Source organism: Roseinatronobacter alkalisoli (genome assembly GCF_028745735.1).
Classification (GTDB): domain Bacteria; phylum Pseudomonadota; class Alphaproteobacteria; order Rhodobacterales; family Rhodobacteraceae; genus Roseinatronobacter; species Roseinatronobacter alkalisoli.
Genome location: NZ_JAQZSM010000003.1, coordinates 58,614 through 75,516, shown reverse-complemented (window position 1 = coordinate 75,516; position 16,903 = coordinate 58,614). Strand labels below are relative to the sequence as shown.

Here is a 16,903-nt window from a genome sequence, read left to right as displayed (position 1 = left end):
CTCTGGGCGATTCCGATTCAACGCTTTTTTGCAACTATCGTGCCACAGGCCGCGTCAGTGACTGGCAAGATCTCGGCGCAGGATCAGGGCATCGACCGCGGTGCCCGTATTGGGCAGGCGGTAATACCCGCGCCGCGCACCTACCTGCCGAAAACCCATCCGGGCATACAGCCCGCGTGCGGCTGTGTTGGTTTGCGCCACCTCCAGAAAGCAGCATTCCGCGCGCCCCGTCAGCTTGTCCAGCCCCGCGCCCAGCACCGCGCCACCGACACCCTTGCGCTGCATATGCGGCGCAACAGCAAGGGTCAGTAATTCGGCCTCTCCCGCGATCAGGCGAAACAGCGCAAAACCGGCAAGCTGCCCGTCCGGGTTGCCGCGCCATTCCAGCTGGCAGGCGGGATCACGCAGAAAACCGTCAAAATCCTGCGCGGACCAGGGTGCGGGCATTTGGAACGCCTGCGCATGCAGCCCGGCCAGCGCCTGCGCATCCGGCCCGGTCACGGCAGAATCGTCACTGGCACCGCAGCGGACGGGGCAGCATCGGCGGGCCGGATATAAAGCGGCGCGGGCGCAGGGTTTTCTGCGCCTGCCCGCCGCCGCGCGACACGCGCAATCGATTCCGCCAGTCCATGGCGCGGGGCGAGAACACGTGCGCCCCCCAGCAGATGCGCCCCGCTACCCGTGAGGGTGGCATCACCTACCTGTAGCGCTGCGTCATGCAGGGACAGTAGTTGCGGCACGCCGGGATCGGGTGCGAAATGTTGCAGGTAAACCTCATCCCGGCGGGCATCTTCGATCACGTAAAGCGGGCGCGGCAACCCTTCGGCGCGGGCATCAAATACCGGCACCCCGATGGCGGGCCGTTTCAGCCCCAGCGCCAGCCCGCGCGCAGCAGCAACCGATATGCGGATGCCGGTAAAATTTCCCGGCCCCACCCCCACGGCCAGCATATCCAGATCCCGCCAGCCCGCGCCGCCCGTCGCCAGCACATGTTCCAGCAGTGGCAGCAAGTGTTCGGCCTGCCCGCGTGGCATGTCGTCATGGCGTTGCGCCAGTAATGTGTCGCCCTGCATCAAAGCGGCCGCGCAATGCGCGGCCGATGTGTCAAATGCAAGGATCAGGGGATCAGACCGCAACAGGGCGCACCTCTGTCACCTCCGGGATGTAGTGGCGCAGCAGGTTTTCGATACCCATCTTCAGTGTCAGGGTTGATGACGGGCAGCCTGCACACGCACCTTTCATATGCAGATAGACCACGCCGCGTTCAAACCCGTGGAATGTAATATCACCACCATCCTGTGCCACAGCAGGGCGCACGCGCGTGTCCAGCAATTCCTTGATCTGGTTCACGATTTCCGCATCAGGGCCGTCATGGGCAACATGACCCGCGCCCGCATCCCCGTCCATCATGGCAGCGCCGGACTGGAAATGTTCCATGATCGCACCCAGAATTTCAGGTTTGATATGCTGCCAGTCGACATCATCGGCCTTGGTGACGGTAATGAAATCCGACCCCAGGAAAACCCCGGTGACACCGGCCACCCCGAACAGGCGGCTGGCCAGCGGTGATGTGCCTGCGGTTTCCACACTGGGAAAATCCGCAGTGCCCAGACCCAGCACATCCTGACCGGGCAGGAATTTCAGCGTGGCCGGGTTCGGCGTGGATTCTGTCTGGATAAACATTGCGCATAACTCCTGTATTTACAGGGGATATGCGCCCTGCCCCGCTTCCTGTCAAGGCGCGCTTGACAGCGCTGTGACGGCAAGCCAGTCTTGGGGCATGTTCTTTGCTTCTGACAATACATCCGGCGTGCCTGCGCCCGTCATGGATGCGCTGGTGCGCGCCAATGACGGTTTTGCGGCCGGTTACGGCAATGATACCGTAACGCTGTCCCTGCGCGACCGTATCCGCAATCTGTTCGACGCCCCCGAAGCAGAGGTGTTTCTGGTCACCACCGGGTCTGCGGCGAATGCGCTGGCCATTGCCAGCCATTGCCCGCCATGGGGCGCGGTTTTCTGCCATGAGCTGGCGCATATCAATGTCGACGAATGCGGCGCGCCCGAATTCTATACCAATGGCGCGAAACTGGTGCCGCTGGGGGGCGCACAGGCGAAAGTTGCGCCCGAAACACTGGCGGATGCGCTGGCGCGCGCGGGCAAGGGTGGCGTGCATCAGGTGCAGCCGGGGCTGCTGAGCCTGACAAACCTGACGGAATGCGGCACGCGCTACAGCGTGACGGCGCTGAATGCGCTGTGTGGTCTGGCGTGTGACCATAGGGTGCCGGTGCATCTGGACGGGGCGCGGTTTGCCAATGCGCTGGTCGCCGAAGGGTGCAGCCCGGCGGAATACAGCTGGCAGGCGGGCGTTGATACCCTGTCGCTTGGTGGCACCAAGAACGGGTTGATGGGCGTTGAGGCAGTTGTCATTTTTGACCCTGCCCGCGCCTGGGAATTCCAGTTGCGGCGCAAGCGCGGCGGGCATCTGCTGTCGAAGAACCGTTTTCTGGCGGCGCAGATGATCGCGTGGTTGCAAGATGATCTATGGCTGAAACTGGCGCGTCATGCCAATGCCATGGCGGCCAGACTGGAAGACGGGCTGCGACAGCACCCGGATGCGCGGATTGTGTTTGAACGCGGCGGGAACATGCTGTTTGTGCAATTGCCGCGCGCCATTCATACGCGGCTGCAGGCGGCGGGCGCGCAATATTTCCTGTGGCCTGATCATGCGACACTGGACGGCCCGCAGGATGTGCCGGTCACGGGGCGGCTGGTCACATCATGGTCCACAACGGAATCTGATGTGGATGCATTTCTGCGCGCGCTGGATGTGGCTTAGGGAAGTGGTCCTTGGGGAATTTCCGAAGGCGCGGAGTCAAGGCCGACAGGCCGCCGCGCCATCGGCGGGCGGTCCCGCGGCCTGCCGGTTTCGCTGGCGTCATGCCAAGCCTATGAACTCAGGATTATGCCGCCTGCATAAAGTGAACTTCTCATAGGTGGGACCGGCAGACCCCGGCCCGCCGCTGGCGTGGCTCTGCAGCGGATTCAAGCGTTTATATGAATTACAGCGCCTTACGCGCATATCTTAACTTATTACATTAAGTTAAATGCACAATATGATGTAACAAAACAAAATTCTTTCAGAACCGCAGCGGGAACCCCCGCTGCGCCCTGCAAATCATCAGCGCTGTGACGCTTTCAGTTCCAGCCTGCGCGCGTGCAGTACCGGTTCGGTATACCCCGATGGTTGCGCGCGCCCGTTGAACACCAGATCGCACGCAGCCTGAAACGCAATCCCGTCGAAACCGGGGGCCATGGGCCGGTAGGCGGGGTCGTCCGCGTTCTGGCGGTCCACCACTTCAGCCATGCGTTTCATGGCATCCATCACATCAATATCAGAAACCACACCATGATGCAGCCAGTTGGCCACATGCTGGCTGGAAATGCGGCAGGTGGCGCGATCTTCCATCAGGCCCACATCGTTGATGTCGGGCACTTTGGAACAGCCCACCCCCTGATCGACCCAGCGCACGACATAGCCGAGTATGCCCTGTGCGTTGTTTTCCACTTCGCGGATGATCTGATCGCGCGTCCATTTGCCGAAACTGGCCAGCGGAATGTCCAGCAGCGCTTCGGCATGGGCGCGGCGCCCGCCTTTGGCCAGACGCTCCTGCACCGCGCGGACATTGACCTGATGATAATGCAGCGCATGCAGCGTGGCGGCCGTGGGCGATGGCACCCAGGCCGTGTTTGCGCCGGCTTTGGGGTGTTCGATCTTGGTTTCCAGCATGGCGGCCATCTGGTCGGGCATGGCCCACATGCCCTTGCCGATCTGGGCACGCCCCATCAGCCCGCATTCCAGGCCGATATCCACATTGCGGTCCTCATATGCCTTGATCCAGCCCTTGCGCTTGATGAAATCCTTGCGCGAAAATGGCCCTGCTTCCATGCTGGTGTGAATTTCATCGCCGGTACGGTCCAGAAACCCGGTATTGATGAAGGCCACGCGGTGGCGCGCGGCATGGATGCATTGCTGCAGATTGACGGAAGTGCGACGTTCTTCATCCATCACACCCATCTTGATGGTGTTGGGGGCCAGTCCCAGAACCTGTTCCACACGCCCGAATATTTCATCGGCAAAGGCCACTTCTTCCGGCCCGTGCATCTTCGGCTTCACGATATAGACAGACCCTGTAGCCGAATTGCGCGGCCCTGCGGATTTGTTCAGGTCGTGCAGGGCGCACAGCGTGGTGATCACCGCATCCATCAACCCCTCAAACACCTCGTTGCCGTCTGCGTCCAGAATGGCAGGGTTGGTCATCAGGTGGCCCACATTGCGCACCCACAGAACCGCCCTGCCCTTCAGCACCCTCAAACTGCCATCAGGGGCGGTGATGTCCAGATCGGGGGCCAGGCTGCGGGTGATGGTGCGCCCGCCCTTTTGCAGATCGGCGCGAAGATCGCCCTTCATCAGGCCCAGCCAGTTGCCATAGGCCTGCACCTTGTCAGCGGCATCGACACAGGCGACTGAATCTTCGCAATCCATGATCGCCGACAGCGCGGATTCCACGCGCACATCGGCCAGACAGGCCTGATCACGGCCCCCGATGGGGTGGGCACGGTTGAACACCAGTTCCACATGCAGCCCGTTATTGACCAGATAGACCGCATCGGGCGCGCGCGGGTCACCCATATAGCCTGCAAATTTTTCAGGGTTTTCCAGTGGCTTGCCGTCCACCAGAAGCGCGCCGCCCTTTACATGATACAGGCGCGCATCGGCGTGGCTATGCCCGGCCAACGGAAACGCCGCGTCCAGAAACACCCGCACCCGCGCAATGACGCGCGCGCCATGCCCCTGTTCATACCCGCCAGCGGGTGGCAGACGGCCCATCGCATCTGTGCCATAAAGCGCGTCATACAGACTGCCCCAGCGCGCATTGGCAGCATTCAGCGCGTAGCGGGCATTCGTGACAGGTACAACAAGCTGCGCCCCTGCAGTGGTTGCAATTTCGGGGTCAACATTGGTGGTGTCGATCTGGAAGGCGGGAACCTCTGGCAGAAGATAGCCGATCTCTTCCAGAAACGCCTTGTAGGATGCCAGATCATGCGCCTGATTGCGTCGGCTCAGGTGCCAGTCATCAATCCGGGCCTGCAATGTCGCACGTTTTTCCAGCAGGGCGCGATTGCGCGGCGTCAGATCCTGCACAAGCGCGGAAAACCCCTGCCAGAATCCTGTTGTCGAAATGCCGGTTCCGGGCAGCGCCTGCTCTTCTATGAAGGCGGCCAGTTCTGCATCCACCGTCAACCCGCTTCGCGCGACATGTTGTGTCATTGGTTTCCTGTCCCCTGCTATTTACGCACCACCTGAACCAGAAATGGCGGTGACGTGCAACCTGCGCCGCAAGTTACCGCCTGCGGCCCGCCAGGCAAGCCCAAATGCAGGCACGATCATGCAGATTTAACGAAAGCACTTGCCGGATTTTCCTTACAATGCACGACATGCACGACCGTTCATGATGTTGAACCGTCTTGAAACGTGGTGACTAACAGCGTGCTTTTGTCTTCAGGTTGTTTTTGCTAGCATGGCGGCAATGCATGCTGGTAAAATTAGCAATGCGAAACATCCTTCCCATGTTAAACACGTCACGTTAAGAAGCCCGGATGATCACGACAGACTTGCATCAGACATTGACAGCCTGCCTTGCCGGACCGGATTTCCGGATCGGGGGTGTGCCCTGAAACTGTTTGATCTTGGCGCGCTTCCTGACAAGTCACGCTCGCTTTCCGAAATGCTGGATGACCTTTGCGCGCGGCTGGAACTGGATTATGCTGCCTATGCCGGGGTCAATACCTTTGACAATTCCGTGCATGCGGTCGCCAATTATCCGGAGCCGTGGAAACAGCATTATCTGGAATTCGGGCTGCACGAACAAGACCCGAGCCTGCGCCACGCCGCCCGCAGTCATGCGCCGGTGCATTGGGGGCGTCTGGTGGATGATCCCGGTTTCAGGTCGGTTTTTTCACAGGCCCATGATTTCCATATTCCCGATACCGGCGTCACCATTCCGGTGCGTGGCCCTTTCGGGGACAAGGGTATGTTAAGCGTCAGCAGGCGCGGATCGCGTGCGTCATGGGATGCTCATAGTGCGCATATCATGCGCCAGTTGCAGGAATCAGCCGCGCTGATCCATGATACGGTCATGCATCAGGGGGTGGTCATGCGCGTCATGCGCGCGCCGAACCTGTCAAGACGCGAGGTCGAGATCCTGCAATGGATCGCGGCGGGCAAGACCCAGTCCGATATATCGGACATTCTGACAATCTCTGCGCGCACGGTGGAAGTTCACATGCGTTCCGTGCGCGCCAAACTCGGGGCGCTGACCACGGCACAGGCGGTCGCGCGCGCCATCGGACTCGGGTTGATTTTTCCGATGTGACGCAATCGGACTACGGGATTTCCCGCATGGTTAATGACTCCCTTCTCTGTCAGCGTGCAGCCTGTGGGATAGCCATAGGGGAAACCGATCATGATTCTTGTTATTGATGCCATCAACAAGGACAAGCATGGCGCCGTGCTGGAGGACATGTTCCGCTTGCGCGCACGCGTATTTGCGGACAGGCTGGGCTGGGATGTTCAGATTCGCGACGGGATGGAAATGGACGCCTTCGACGCGCTTGACCCGGCCTATCTGGTCGGTCTGGATGAGGAAGACCGCGTTGTGTCCTGCGTGCGCCTGTTGCAGACAACAGGGCCGCATATGCTGTCAGATATATTCAGCGATATCTTGCAGGGCGAACCCCCGATGCGCGCGCCGACATTGTGGGAATCGACCCGTTTCTGCGTTGATACCGACCGCCTGAGCACGCAGGATCGCGGGCACGGGTCCGTTGCACGCGCCACGTCCGAACTGATGTGCGGCACGCTGGAATTCGCGCAGCGCAGCGGGATCAGCGACATCATTACCGTGATTGACCCGGTGATGAACCGTGTGCTGAAACGCTCGGACAATGCGCCATATGGCTATGTCGGCAATATCGTGCAGATGGGCAAGACCAAGGCACTTGCCGCCCTGCTGGACACCACGGATGAGCGCATCAATCGCCTGCGGGCCTTTGCGGGTATCGAAGGGTCGGTGTTTGTTGACGAAGAAGCATTGATTGCACGCATGGCGCGACGCGCGCAACCGGCCCCGCAAAAAGCGGCCATCGCACCGGATGTGCTGGCGCAATATTGCCTGGAACAGCTTAGCGCGGCGCAGTCGGAACAGGACATGAATGCGGCACTGAACCTGGCGCAGGCGGTTCTGGGCGCGCGGCAGCACGATGGGACAAGCCCCCCACAGGCAGATATCCCCTACGGCACCGGCTACCGGCACTGACAGCGCGCCTTCCCTTGGCATGATCTGGGGTAGCATAGGGCGTATGCCACCCCAGATAGCGTGAACCGGCTGCCATGCCGGAAACAATTCCCCGCGATCACGCAATGACAGCTTGAAGCTTGCCTGTATCTGCGGCACAAGATGGGCCATGTTGCTTGTTCTTGCGCTGCTTGTGGTGTTTGTCGCCATTCTGGTTGTGCAGCCGTGGAAAATGCGCGGTTGCCGGTGGCGCAGGGATACGCGTAGACTGGCTGATGGGCGGGTGATGTTCATCTGCATGGCCTGTGGTGCGCAAACCGCCTTGCCCAAGGGGCGCGAGCCCAAGGAATGTCTGGCAGGAGAACAGCCATGAAAGCGCCGAAAGATGCCGATGCGCGCCGCGCAATTGCACCTGTAATCTGCTATCCCAATGACAATCTGCGCAGGCCGCCGCTGGACACTTATCGCGCAGCCCGTGACAAGGCTACGGAAACGAACCGCATCACGATTCCCCCCCGTGAAGCGCGCTGCTTCTATGTCACGGCGGGCAGTTTCTTTCGAATTACCTGCTCCGAAGGGGCGCAGGTCGGCGACCTGAACCTGTTTGAAGCGCGCAACCTTGAAGAACATTTCTATTCCGGCAAGACCCGCGCCTTGCATGGCAGCCATATCAATGTGGGCGACAGGCTGTGGTCCTGCCTGCCCTATCTGCGCCCCATGGCAACAGTATTGACCGATACGCTGGACTGGTATGGCGTGGACGAACATGGCGGGCGGGTGCATGATGTGATCGGCACGCGCTGTGACCCCTACACCCATCATCTGCTGACCGGCGAGGATTATCACCACACCTGTCATTCCAACCTGACCCGCGCGCTGGCTGATCATCTGGACAGACCCCTGTCGGAAGCGGAATCACTGGTGCATGACGTGCTTAATGTCTTCATGTGTACCGGCTTCAGTCAGGAAACCGGCCAGTATTTCATGAAGGCCAGCCCTGCACGCAAGGGCGACTTCATCGAATTCTTCGCCGAGATTGACCTGCTTTGCGCATTGTCGGCATGTCCGGGCGGGGATTGCGGCGCGGAACACAGTTCCGACAGCCCCCAGTGCCACCCGCTGGAGGTCAGTGTCTACGCCCCCCCCGCCGGTGCGCTGGATGGTTGGTACAGCCCGTCCCATAACCGGTATTCACGCCGTCACAGCCACGACTGAAATACTATGGACCAGACGCGCGCGGCATATTGACCAATGCGCGTTTCCCCTACATATCGGCATCCATGACAGAGCTTTCGCACATCCGCAATTTCTCCATCGTGGCGCATATCGACCACGGTAAATCCACACTCGCAGACCGGTTGATCCAGTCAACCGGCACAGTGTCCGACCGCGACATGAAAGAGCAGTTGCTCGACGCGATGGATATTGAACGCGAACGCGGGATCACCATCAAAGCCAATACCGTGCGCATTGATTATGTCGCCAATGACGGGCAGGCCTATGTGCTGAACCTGATCGACACCCCCGGCCATGTCGATTTCGCCTATGAGGTCAGCCGGTCCATGCGCGCGGTCGAAGGGTCGCTGCTGGTGGTCGATGCCAGTCAGGGGGTTGAAGCGCAGACATTGGCCAATGTCTATACCGCGCTTGATGCCGGTCATGAAATCGTGCCGGTGCTCAACAAGATCGACCTGCCCGCCGCCGAACCCGAACAGGTCAAGGCCCAGATCGAGGATGTGATCGGGCTGGATGCATCCGATGCAGTGCTGATTTCCGCCAAATCCGGCCTTGGTATTCCCGATGTTCTGGAAGCGATCGTCACACGCCTGCCCGCCCCCAAGGGTGAACGCAACGCGCCGCTGAAAGCCATGCTGGTCGACAGCTGGTATGACTCCTATCTGGGGGTTGTGGTGCTGTTCCGGGTCATGGACGGGGTTATCCGCAAGGGTGACAACATCAAGATGATGCAGACAGGCGCGAAATACGGCATCGACAAGCTTGCGGTGCTGAAACCCGCGATGGTGGATGTTCCCGAACTTGGCCCCGGTGATATTGGTGTGTTCACTGCCAGCATCAAACAGGTGCGCGACACCAAGGTCGGCGATACCATCACCCATGAAAAGAAGGGCTGCGAAACGCCCCTGCCCGGTTTCAAACCTTCGGTTCCGGTGGTGTTCTGCGGGTTGTTTCCGGTTGATTCCGCGGAATTCGATGATCTGCGCAGCGCGGTTGAAAAACTTGCCCTGAACGACGCCTCTTTCAGCTATGAGATGGAAAGCTCCGCTGCGCTGGGCTTCGGGTTCCGCTGCGGGTTTCTGGGGCTGTTGCATCTGGAAGTGATCCGCGACCGGCTGGAACGTGAATATGACATCGACCTGATCACCACGGCACCCTCTGTCGTTTATCATGTGCATATGCGCGACGGGTCGGTAACGGAGCTGCACAACCCTGCCGATATGCCCGACCTGACTTATGTCGACCATATCGAAGAACCGCGTATCAAGGCCACGGTTCTGGTGCCTGATGATTACCTGGGCGATGTGCTGAAATTGTGTCAGGACCGTCGCGGCATCCAGATGGAACTGACCTATGCGGGCAGCCGCGCGATGGTGGTCTATGACCTGCCGCTGAACGAAGTGGTGTTCGATTTCTATGACCGGCTGAAATCCATTTCCAAGGGCTATGCGTCATTTGACTATGAAATTACCGGCTACCGCGAAGATAATCTGGTCAAGATGCAGGTACTGGTCAATGACGAGCCGGTGGACGCCCTGTCGATGATGGTCCACCGTGACCGCGCCGAAATGCGTGGCCGCGCGATGTGCGAGAAGCTGAAGGAACTGATCCCCCGCCACATGTTCAAGATCCCCATTCAGGCGGCCATCGGCGGCAAGGTCATCGCACGCGAGACACTGGCCGCACTGCGCAAGGATGTGACGGCGAAATGCTATGGCGGCGACGTGACGCGGAAAAAGAAATTGCTGGAGAAGCAGAAAGCCGGCAAGAAGAAGATGCGTCAGTTTGGCAAGGTGGAGATTCCGCAGCAGGCGTTTATAAGTGCGCTGAAGATGGATAGCTGAGGGTTTACGCCCTCAGCCCCTTGCTCAGCCCCTTGGAAATTCGACACCTATTCCGCTGGTAAAGGTATGTTCGGCACGGAATAGGCGTAACGCGCATATTCGCTGGACAGCCAGTCCGCGGCGCAGGAACTGATATCCGCAAGCCGCGCCAGATCCGCCTCTCGCATGCGGGTCGAACGGGTCAGCATGATACGGCGCGCAAGGCTGGCACGCCCGCGCGGCGTTCTGAAAAACCCCTCTGGTGCATCCAGATAAGGCAGTGGCGCACCCAGACGCACGAGTCCGGGATAGCTGCCCAACCCTTCATACAGCGCCAGCGCGCATTCCTGCGATTGCTGCGGGCATTGGATATCACAGACCTGCTGTAAGGGCGCAGCCAGTTCGGCCTGTCCAAGCCATGTGCGCAAATGACCATGGTCGACCGTCTGGCCGACCATGCCAAGTTGCGGATCGCCCTGATCAGGGGCGGGAATATCACCCGGCGCGGCGGGCCATTCCGCCACCAGATAGGACAGAGCGGCGGGAAACCAGTCGGTGGCAAGCACCTCGGGGGGGAAACTGCCTTCCTGGCGGCTGGCAAGGACCAGCAATGCCTCGCGCACGGCACGGCTGTCGCCCTTGGCGGCAAATCCCTGCGCAATATCCAGCCCACCGTCAAGCTGCCACAGCCTGTTCCAAAGCTGCGCATAGTCAATCCCGGGCGCGGCAACTGCCATCCAGTTCCGGCCGGACAACCCGCCCTGCGCCCGCAGCAGCGCAATCCTGTCCTGACGCGGCAATGCACTGATCCATGGCCCCTGCAAGGAGGATTTTTTGTCGATCAACCCCAGCAGAACGCGCGCGGCACCATTTCCATCCTGCGCCAGCCGGGCCAGCGCTGGCAGGGATTGTGCCTCGTCATCGGCCAGCCAGCTTTCCAGCGCGCTGCGAAATTCCGGATGCGTACTGCCCGGCAGGGTTTCGGCCCGTAACGTCGTCGCCGCCCCCAGCACGCCCGCAGACAGCACGGCGGCCAGAAGCTGCCGGCCCAGCCGACCCAAAACACCCGAAGGCATATTCCCTTGCCGCATCGATCCTCCTGCCCTCGTCCGGCCCCGCGCCGCGTCCGGTCGTAATGTCATTCCGCTACAGCGCGAAAACTGTCCGGCCTGCCCTGCCGTTGGTGCAACAATTCGCATTTTCAGAATGGAATCAACACAAAACCGCCCCGGTCGAGGCCACTACATGAACCACAAGTCGCAAATTGCCGCGATACGACAGGCTACAGACCAGCGTCGTCCGGTCCCCGCTGCACATAGTCATAGCGAAAGTTCTGTTTGGGGTGAACCGCTTGTTTCTTGTTTTTGTGCAATCAGCGCATATGGTCTGCATTGTCGTATTTACCAAGCTGATCCGCGGCAAAACCACGCGCAGCGCGCCCGTTCCCGCCCTGCAAGGGCTTTTGGCCATGGTGGTTTTCGCCTATCGTTCTGCCAGTGTCTGATGAATTTTTGTCGCAGGAGAAGCAGCCATGTCCGATCACGATCACGACGATGTGCAACTTCTGGACGCACCGGCTGACCGGGTTATGCCGCAGGAACCGCTGGCCCCGGAAATTAACCTTGCCAGCGCGAAAACCGACTCCGAATGGTTGGCCCGGCTGGATGAACTGGGGGATGAACTGGACCCGGACGCAGGCGGATTCACCCCTTTGGGGCAGCACCATGCGGCCTTGTATAGTGACGGAAGCGATACCCTTCTGGTCAGCTTTGAAAGTATCGCCACCATTCGCGAACGCCAGCCCGATCACCGGCCCATGGGGTTCACGCATGCGCGGGCGCGGGGCTGGTCAAGCCTGTCGGTCGTGGCGCGGCAGCCGCGCTGGTTCCGCGACACGGAAATATGCGACTATTTCGACGCCCAGATTGATGCAGGCTTTTTCGACGGGTTCCGTCGGGTGCTGTTCTACGGCGAAGGCATGTGTGGTTATGCCGCCTGCGCCTATAGTCTGGCCGCAGCCGGGGCCACGGTGCTGGCCATTGCCCCGCAGGCAACGCTTGATCCCGCGATTGCAGGTTGGGACCGCCGCTTCATGGATGCGCGGCGGCTGGATTTCCGCAGCCGTTTCGGATTTGCCCCTGCCATGCTGGATGGCGGGCGGAATGCCTTTATTGTGCATGATCCCGCGCGCAAGCTGGATCTGATGCATGCAACCCTGTTTCGCCGCCCCTTCGTGACCCTGTTGCGCAGCCCCGATCTTGGCCGGGATACGGCAGTGGCTTTAGCGCGTCTGGGGGCACTGGCACCTATGATTGACGCCGCCGCCGAAGGGAAGCTGACACCGCTGTTGTTCCATCGGCTGATGCGCGCGCGGCGCGAGGATGCGCCATATCTGGAACGCCTGACCCGGCGCTGCGCCAGACTTAGCCGCCATCCCGCGCTGACACTTGCTGCCGCGCATCACGCGCTGGCGCGATCCGACAGCCGCAAGCTGCGCAAATGCCAGAGCAAGGCTGAGAAGCAATTGTCGCGGTAGCGCTGCGTTTGCGGGGCTGAAACAACTGCTGGAAATTGCCAAAGGCGCGGAGTCAAGGCCGCAGGCCGCCGCGCCACCGGTGGGCCGTCCCGCGGCCTGCCGGTTTGGCTGGCGTTGACTCACGCTTTGAAGGTCGGAGTTGTGACGCTTGCATAAAGTGAACTTCTTCAATGTGCGACCGGCAGACCCCGGCCCACCGGTGACGCGGGCTTGGTGCATGACGCAAGCGGGCCTCGGTCAACCGTCGCAACTCCGCCGGACAGGGGATTGCGCCGGATCGGGGCAGAGCATCCAGGCCATGGGGGCAGTGTGAATCGGGTATCGGAGCTGTCCAAAAATCTGGCGGGGGACGGAGCCAGTGGTTTCAGCGCCCCACGCGCCTCAGACGCGCGATCCCGGTGCCGGGGGCAGATGTGCCAGCAACCACAGGATCGCCAGATAGGCCGCGTATTCCAGCCCCATATCGCGCCATTTGCCAGGGTGCTGCAAAAACAGAAGTGTCTGGATCAGGCAGACCACGGCCATGACCCCGTAAGCCGCGGCCATTGCCGCCAGCCGGGCCTGCGGAAAGCGCCGCCAGGTCAGCATGAAGGCGGATGCGCCCGCGCCGATGGCCAGCCAGTGCAGCAATTGCATCCAGTCGGGAAAATGGCGGTTGGCCAGCCCGAATCCGACCGGGGCCGGTGTCAGGAATTCGATCAGCCCCAGCACCGCCCAGACCCCAAGGCCCGCGTGCAGAAGAAATAACCCATACCAGACAGGCCTGCCCAGCCGTTCCATACGACCTTGCCCCATGATGCCCTGCCGACATTCCCCGGATGGCCTGCCGCGCAAGGATTAAAGTCGCCTGATCGCGCGTGTCAGTCAAGTGACTGCGCCGCACGGGGCGTTTCCGCTGCCGGACGCCGCGCGGGGCTGGTGCCGACCACGCATAAGAATCCCGGCATTTCCCGCGTATTCGGGCTGGAATTGCGGGCGGGTTTTGGCTAGGGAACACCCATGCAGCAGACCCTGACCATACCCCGCCCTGATGACTGGCATCTGCATTTGCGCGATGGCGCGATGTTGCAGGCCGTGGCCCCCGAAACCGCACGCCATTTTGCGCGCGCCATCATCATGCCCAATCTGGTGCCGCCTGTGGTCACCGGCGCGCAGGCGCGCGCCTACCGGACCCGTATTGCGGATGTCACAGGCCATGGCTTCACCCCGTTGATGACCCTTTATCTGACGGAAGAAACCGATCCGGCCGATGTGCTCGCCGCGCATGCAGCAGGCATCATCACAGCGGTGAAACTGTATCCCGCCGGGGCCACGACGAATTCCGCATCCGGCGTGCAGAATTTTGACCGCGTGCGCCCGGTGCTGGACGCGATGGCGCAGGCCGGAATTCCACTGCTGACCCATGGCGAGGTGACAGACCCCGCGATTGACATTTTCGACCGCGAAGCCGTGTTCATTGACCGTGTTCTGGACCCGATCCGCCGCGCGAACCCTGACCTGCGCGTGGTCATGGAACATATCACCACCGCCGATGCCGTGGCTTATGTCCAAAGCCAGCCTGAAGGACTGGGCGCGACGATCACAACCCATCATCTGGTGATCAACCGCAATCATATTCTGGTGGGCGGAATCAAGCCGCATTACTATTGCCTGCCGGTGGCCAAACGCGAAAGCCACCGTCTGGCACTTGTGGGGGCCGCAACATCAGGCGATGCGCGGTTCTTCCTTGGCACCGACAGCGCCCCCCATACGGATGACGCCAAGGAATCCGCCTGTGGCTGCGCGGGCTGTTTCACGGCCACGAATACCATGTCCATTCTGGCCCATATATTCGAAGATGCAGGCGCGTTGGATAAGCTGGAAGGTTTTGTGTCGCGCAATGGTCCGGCGTTTTATGGCCTGCCGGTGAATGACGGCACGCTGACACTGGAACGCAGCGACACCCCTGTCACCTATCCCACCAGGATCGAAACCGGCGCCGGGCCGGTCACGGTCTTTGACCCCGGTTTCCCGCTGTTCTGGCGGGTCGCAGAATAAGGCACGCCCATCATGATCCCGACCAGTTTTCCCGACCGCCAGACCGTTGCCCGACTGACTGCACGCATGTTGCTGGACATCAAGGCCGTGCATTTCAACGCGCGCGAACCCTTCACCTTTGCCAGCGGGTTGCAGGCCCCCACCTATATTGACTGCCGCAAGCTGATCAGCTTTCCGCGCATCCGTAGCGCGCTGATGGATTTCCTGACCTGCCGCGTCATGGAGGATGCAGGGTTCGAAGCGTTTGACAATATCGCGGGCGGCGAAACTGCGGGCATTCCCTTTGCCGCGCTGGTGGCCGAACGCATGGCCCTGCCCATGACCTATGTGCGCAAGAAGCCCAAAGGTTACGGGCGCAATGCCCGCATTGAAGGCGCCATGACCGAGGGGCAGCGCGTGCTGCTGGTCGAAGACCTGACCACCGATGGCGGATCGAAACTAAGTTTCGTGGATGCCATCCGCGACACCGGCGCGGATTGCGCGCATACGGCGGTGATCTTCTATTACGGCATTTTCCCCGAAACCGAACCCCGCCTTGCGGAACATGGTGTGAAGCTGCATTACCTGTGTACATGGTGGGATGTCCTGGCAGAAGCGCGCCGCGGCGGGGATTTCGACACCGAAACACTGGACGCGGTTGAAGGGTTCCTGCGCGCACCGCGCGACTGGACAGCGGGTTAACCCCGCAGGCCAGAAAGGGACTGTCCCATGCCGCACAGGATTACGATTCGCGTCTATTATGAAGACACTGACCTTGCGGGCATTGTCTATTACGCGAATTACCTGAAATTCATCGAACGCGGCCGGTCGGAATGGGTGCGCGATCTGGGCATTGATCAGGCGAAACTGAAGGCCGAAGGCGGCGGCGTTTTCGCCGTGCGCCGGGTGGTGGCCGATTACCGCGCCCCTGCCCGTTTCGATGACCTGCTGGATGTCACCACAGAATACCAGTCGCATACCGGCGCGCGGCTGGAATTGCGCCAATGCGTGTTGCGGGGCGGCAAACTGCTGTTTGAAGCGCGGGTCACGCTGGTCTGTCTGGCCGGGTCCGGTCGCCCGCAACCGCTACCAGCGGGTTTGATTGCCGGTTTGAACGAAAATATTACAATTTAAACCCAAGGTATAACGCGCTTGTGTTGGTAAGGCGCTTTTATTCCTGTATGCTCTGCGTCAAAGCAAGCCGCCCGAGAAGCGGCACATTTCGAGTGAGCAGACCATGGACCCACAAACTCTGAGCATGACGCAGGAGATCGACTTCTCTCTGGTTGCGTTATTCGCGCGCGCCACATTGACCGTGCAATTGGTGATGATCAGCCTGATCCTCGCCTCTTTCTGGTCATGGGGTATCATCGTGCAGAAGCATATCCGCTACCGGCGTGCCCGCGCGGAAGCCGAACATTTCGAATCCGCCTTCTGGTCAGGTGAGCCGCTGGACGAGCTTTATGACCAGATCGGCCCGGCGCCCGCAACATCGCCGCAGCGGGTTTTTGCTGCGGGCATGACCGAATGGCGCCGGTCGCACCGCGCGGACGGAAATCTTATTCCGGGCGCGGTGGCACGGATCGACCGGTCCATGGATGTGGCCATCGGCAAGGAATCCCGCGATCTGACGCAAGGCCTGACCTTTCTGGCCTCTGTCGGGTCGGCATCGCCCTTTATCGGGCTGTTCGGGACGGTCTGGGGGATCAAACACGCGTTTGAGGAAATCGCACTGGCGCAATCCACCAATCTGGCCGTTGTCGCCCCCGGCATTGCCGAGGCGCTGCTGGCCACGGGACTGGGCCTGCTGGCCGCTATTCCTGCCACGATTTTCTACAACAAGCTGACCGATGATTCCGACGAGATCATTTCCGGCTACGAAGCGTTTGCGGATGAATTCAACACCATCCTGTCGCGCCAGTTGGACGCGACCTGAT

Annotated in this window: 18 protein-coding genes; 12 read left to right on the top strand and 6 right to left on the bottom strand. The window is 60.7% G+C overall.

Annotation, left to right across the window (positions count from 1 at the left end):
- Positions 1 to 54: 54 nt before the first annotated feature.
- The 3 genes from PUT78_RS04555 to PUT78_RS04545 are packed head-to-tail and all read right to left on the bottom strand — an operon-like array spanning position 55 to position 1,683.
- On the bottom strand, positions 55 to 501 hold the full coding sequence (locus PUT78_RS04555; protein WP_274350983.1) for a GNAT family N-acetyltransferase: 447 nt from the start codon (positions 499 to 501) through the stop codon (positions 55 to 57).
- Entirely contained in the window at positions 498 to 1,136 is a 639-nt protein-coding gene (tsaB, locus tag PUT78_RS04550) for a tRNA (adenosine(37)-N6)-threonylcarbamoyltransferase complex dimerization subunit type 1 TsaB (RefSeq protein ID WP_274350982.1), read from the bottom strand. Before tsaB ends, PUT78_RS04555 begins: the two co-directional genes overlap by 4 nt.
- A complete protein-coding gene (locus PUT78_RS04545) occupies positions 1,126 to 1,683 on the bottom strand; it encodes a NifU family protein (protein WP_274350981.1) in 558 nt (185 codons plus the stop codon). Before PUT78_RS04545 ends, tsaB begins: the two co-directional genes overlap by 11 nt.
- 97 nt (positions 1,684 to 1,780) lie before the next feature.
- On the opposite strand from PUT78_RS04545, the gene PUT78_RS04540 reads away from it, so the two are divergent.
- On the top strand, positions 1,781 to 2,836 hold the full coding sequence (locus tag PUT78_RS04540; RefSeq protein WP_274350980.1) for a threonine aldolase family protein: 1,056 nt from the start codon (positions 1,781 to 1,783) through the stop codon (positions 2,834 to 2,836).
- Between the two features lie 342 nt (positions 2,837 to 3,178).
- On the opposite strand, the gene PUT78_RS04535 is transcribed toward PUT78_RS04540, so the two are convergent.
- Positions 3,179 to 5,329 carry a malate synthase G gene (locus PUT78_RS04535; RefSeq protein ID WP_274350979.1) on the bottom strand — a complete coding sequence of 717 codons (2,151 nt, stop codon included), beginning with the start codon at positions 5,327 to 5,329 and terminating at the stop codon, positions 3,179 to 3,181.
- 355 nt (positions 5,330 to 5,684) lie between these two features.
- Between PUT78_RS04535 and PUT78_RS04530 the strand changes: the two genes are divergently transcribed.
- From PUT78_RS04530 to lepA, 5 genes are all read left to right on the top strand, one after another.
- Entirely contained in the window at positions 5,685 to 6,434 is a 750-nt protein-coding gene (locus PUT78_RS04530) for a LuxR family transcriptional regulator (RefSeq protein WP_420793463.1), read from the top strand.
- 90 nt (positions 6,435 to 6,524) lie between these two features.
- Positions 6,525 to 7,376 (top strand): acyl-homoserine-lactone synthase, encoded by an 852-nt coding sequence (locus tag PUT78_RS04525; RefSeq protein ID WP_274350977.1) that lies wholly within the window; start codon positions 6,525 to 6,527, stop codon positions 7,374 to 7,376.
- A 148-nt stretch (positions 7,377 to 7,524) separates the two neighbouring features.
- Positions 7,525 to 7,728, top strand: a complete 204-nt coding sequence (locus tag PUT78_RS04520; protein WP_274350976.1) for a hypothetical protein — start codon at positions 7,525 to 7,527, stop codon at positions 7,726 to 7,728.
- Entirely contained in the window at positions 7,725 to 8,570 is an 846-nt protein-coding gene (locus tag PUT78_RS04515) for an urea carboxylase-associated family protein (protein WP_274350975.1), read from the top strand. Before PUT78_RS04520 ends, PUT78_RS04515 begins: the two co-directional genes overlap by 4 nt.
- Before the next feature lie 65 nt (positions 8,571 to 8,635).
- Positions 8,636 to 10,435, top strand: a complete 1,800-nt coding sequence (gene lepA, locus PUT78_RS04510; RefSeq protein WP_274350974.1) for a translation elongation factor 4 — start codon at positions 8,636 to 8,638, stop codon at positions 10,433 to 10,435.
- 47 nt (positions 10,436 to 10,482) lie between these two features.
- Here lepA and PUT78_RS04505 read toward each other — a convergent pair whose 3' ends face one another.
- Complete coding sequence (locus PUT78_RS04505; RefSeq protein WP_274350973.1) at positions 10,483 to 11,505, bottom strand: hypothetical protein; 1,023 nt, start codon at positions 11,503 to 11,505, stop codon at positions 10,483 to 10,485.
- A gap of 260 nt (positions 11,506 to 11,765) precedes the next feature.
- Here PUT78_RS04505 and PUT78_RS04500 point away from each other — a divergent pair, with 260 nt between their 5' ends.
- Both PUT78_RS04500 and PUT78_RS04495 read left to right on the top strand, forming a co-directional pair.
- Complete coding sequence (locus tag PUT78_RS04500) at positions 11,766 to 11,918, top strand: hypothetical protein (RefSeq protein WP_274350972.1); 153 nt, start codon at positions 11,766 to 11,768, stop codon at positions 11,916 to 11,918.
- Positions 11,919 to 11,945: 27 nt separating this feature from the next.
- On the top strand, positions 11,946 to 12,950 hold the full coding sequence (locus tag PUT78_RS04495; protein ID WP_274350971.1) for a phosphoadenosine phosphosulfate reductase: 1,005 nt from the start codon (positions 11,946 to 11,948) through the stop codon (positions 12,948 to 12,950).
- A gap of 381 nt (positions 12,951 to 13,331) precedes the next feature.
- Here the strand turns inward: PUT78_RS04495 and PUT78_RS04490 are convergent, their stop codons facing one another.
- Complete coding sequence (locus PUT78_RS04490) at positions 13,332 to 13,745, bottom strand: hypothetical protein (RefSeq protein WP_274350970.1); 414 nt, start codon at positions 13,743 to 13,745, stop codon at positions 13,332 to 13,334.
- Positions 13,746 to 13,949: 204 nt separating this feature from the next.
- Between PUT78_RS04490 and pyrC the strand changes: the two genes are divergently transcribed.
- The 4 genes from pyrC to tolQ all read left to right on the top strand — a co-directional run bounded on the left by pyrC (position 13,950) and on the right by tolQ (position 16,902).
- Positions 13,950 to 14,987 (top strand): dihydroorotase, encoded by a 1,038-nt coding sequence (gene pyrC / locus PUT78_RS04485; protein ID WP_274350969.1) that lies wholly within the window; start codon positions 13,950 to 13,952, stop codon positions 14,985 to 14,987.
- Positions 14,988 to 14,999: 12 nt separating this feature from the next.
- Positions 15,000 to 15,668: an orotate phosphoribosyltransferase gene (locus PUT78_RS04480; RefSeq protein ID WP_274350968.1), complete on the top strand. Its 669-nt coding sequence runs from the start codon at positions 15,000 to 15,002 to the stop codon at positions 15,666 to 15,668.
- A 27-nt stretch (positions 15,669 to 15,695) separates the two neighbouring features.
- Positions 15,696 to 16,100, top strand: coding sequence for a tol-pal system-associated acyl-CoA thioesterase (ybgC, locus tag PUT78_RS04475; protein WP_274350967.1), 405 nt, complete (start codon positions 15,696 to 15,698; stop codon positions 16,098 to 16,100).
- Positions 16,101 to 16,203: 103 nt separating this feature from the next.
- Positions 16,204 to 16,902 carry a protein TolQ gene (tolQ, locus tag PUT78_RS04470; protein WP_274350966.1) on the top strand — a complete coding sequence of 233 codons (699 nt, stop codon included), beginning with the start codon at positions 16,204 to 16,206 and terminating at the stop codon, positions 16,900 to 16,902.
- Position 16,903: the final 1 nt, after the last annotated feature.

Coding starts and splice junctions, on each gene's coding strand:
- PUT78_RS04545 (WP_274350981.1), bottom strand. CDS start 1,683: ATGTTTATCCAGACAGAATCCACGCCGAACCCGGCCACGCTGAAATTC.
- PUT78_RS04540 (WP_274350980.1), top strand. CDS start 1,781: ATGTTCTTTGCTTCTGACAATACATCCGGCGTGCCTGCGCCCGTCATG.
- PUT78_RS04535 (WP_274350979.1), bottom strand. CDS start 5,329: ATGACACAACATGTCGCGCGAAGCGGGTTGACGGTGGATGCAGAACTG.
- PUT78_RS04525 (WP_274350977.1), top strand. CDS start 6,525: ATGATTCTTGTTATTGATGCCATCAACAAGGACAAGCATGGCGCCGTG.
- PUT78_RS04520 (WP_274350976.1), top strand. CDS start 7,525: ATGTTGCTTGTTCTTGCGCTGCTTGTGGTGTTTGTCGCCATTCTGGTT.
- PUT78_RS04515 (WP_274350975.1), top strand. CDS start 7,725: ATGAAAGCGCCGAAAGATGCCGATGCGCGCCGCGCAATTGCACCTGTA.
- lepA (WP_274350974.1), top strand. CDS start 8,636: ATGACAGAGCTTTCGCACATCCGCAATTTCTCCATCGTGGCGCATATC.
- PUT78_RS04505 (WP_274350973.1), bottom strand. CDS start 11,505: ATGCGGCAAGGGAATATGCCTTCGGGTGTTTTGGGTCGGCTGGGCCGG.
- PUT78_RS04495 (WP_274350971.1), top strand. CDS start 11,946: ATGTCCGATCACGATCACGACGATGTGCAACTTCTGGACGCACCGGCT.
- PUT78_RS04490 (WP_274350970.1), bottom strand. CDS start 13,745: ATGGGGCAAGGTCGTATGGAACGGCTGGGCAGGCCTGTCTGGTATGGG.
- pyrC (WP_274350969.1), top strand. CDS start 13,950: ATGCAGCAGACCCTGACCATACCCCGCCCTGATGACTGGCATCTGCAT.
- PUT78_RS04480 (WP_274350968.1), top strand. CDS start 15,000: ATGATCCCGACCAGTTTTCCCGACCGCCAGACCGTTGCCCGACTGACT.
- ybgC (WP_274350967.1), top strand. CDS start 15,696: ATGCCGCACAGGATTACGATTCGCGTCTATTATGAAGACACTGACCTT.
- tolQ (WP_274350966.1), top strand. CDS start 16,204: ATGGACCCACAAACTCTGAGCATGACGCAGGAGATCGACTTCTCTCTG.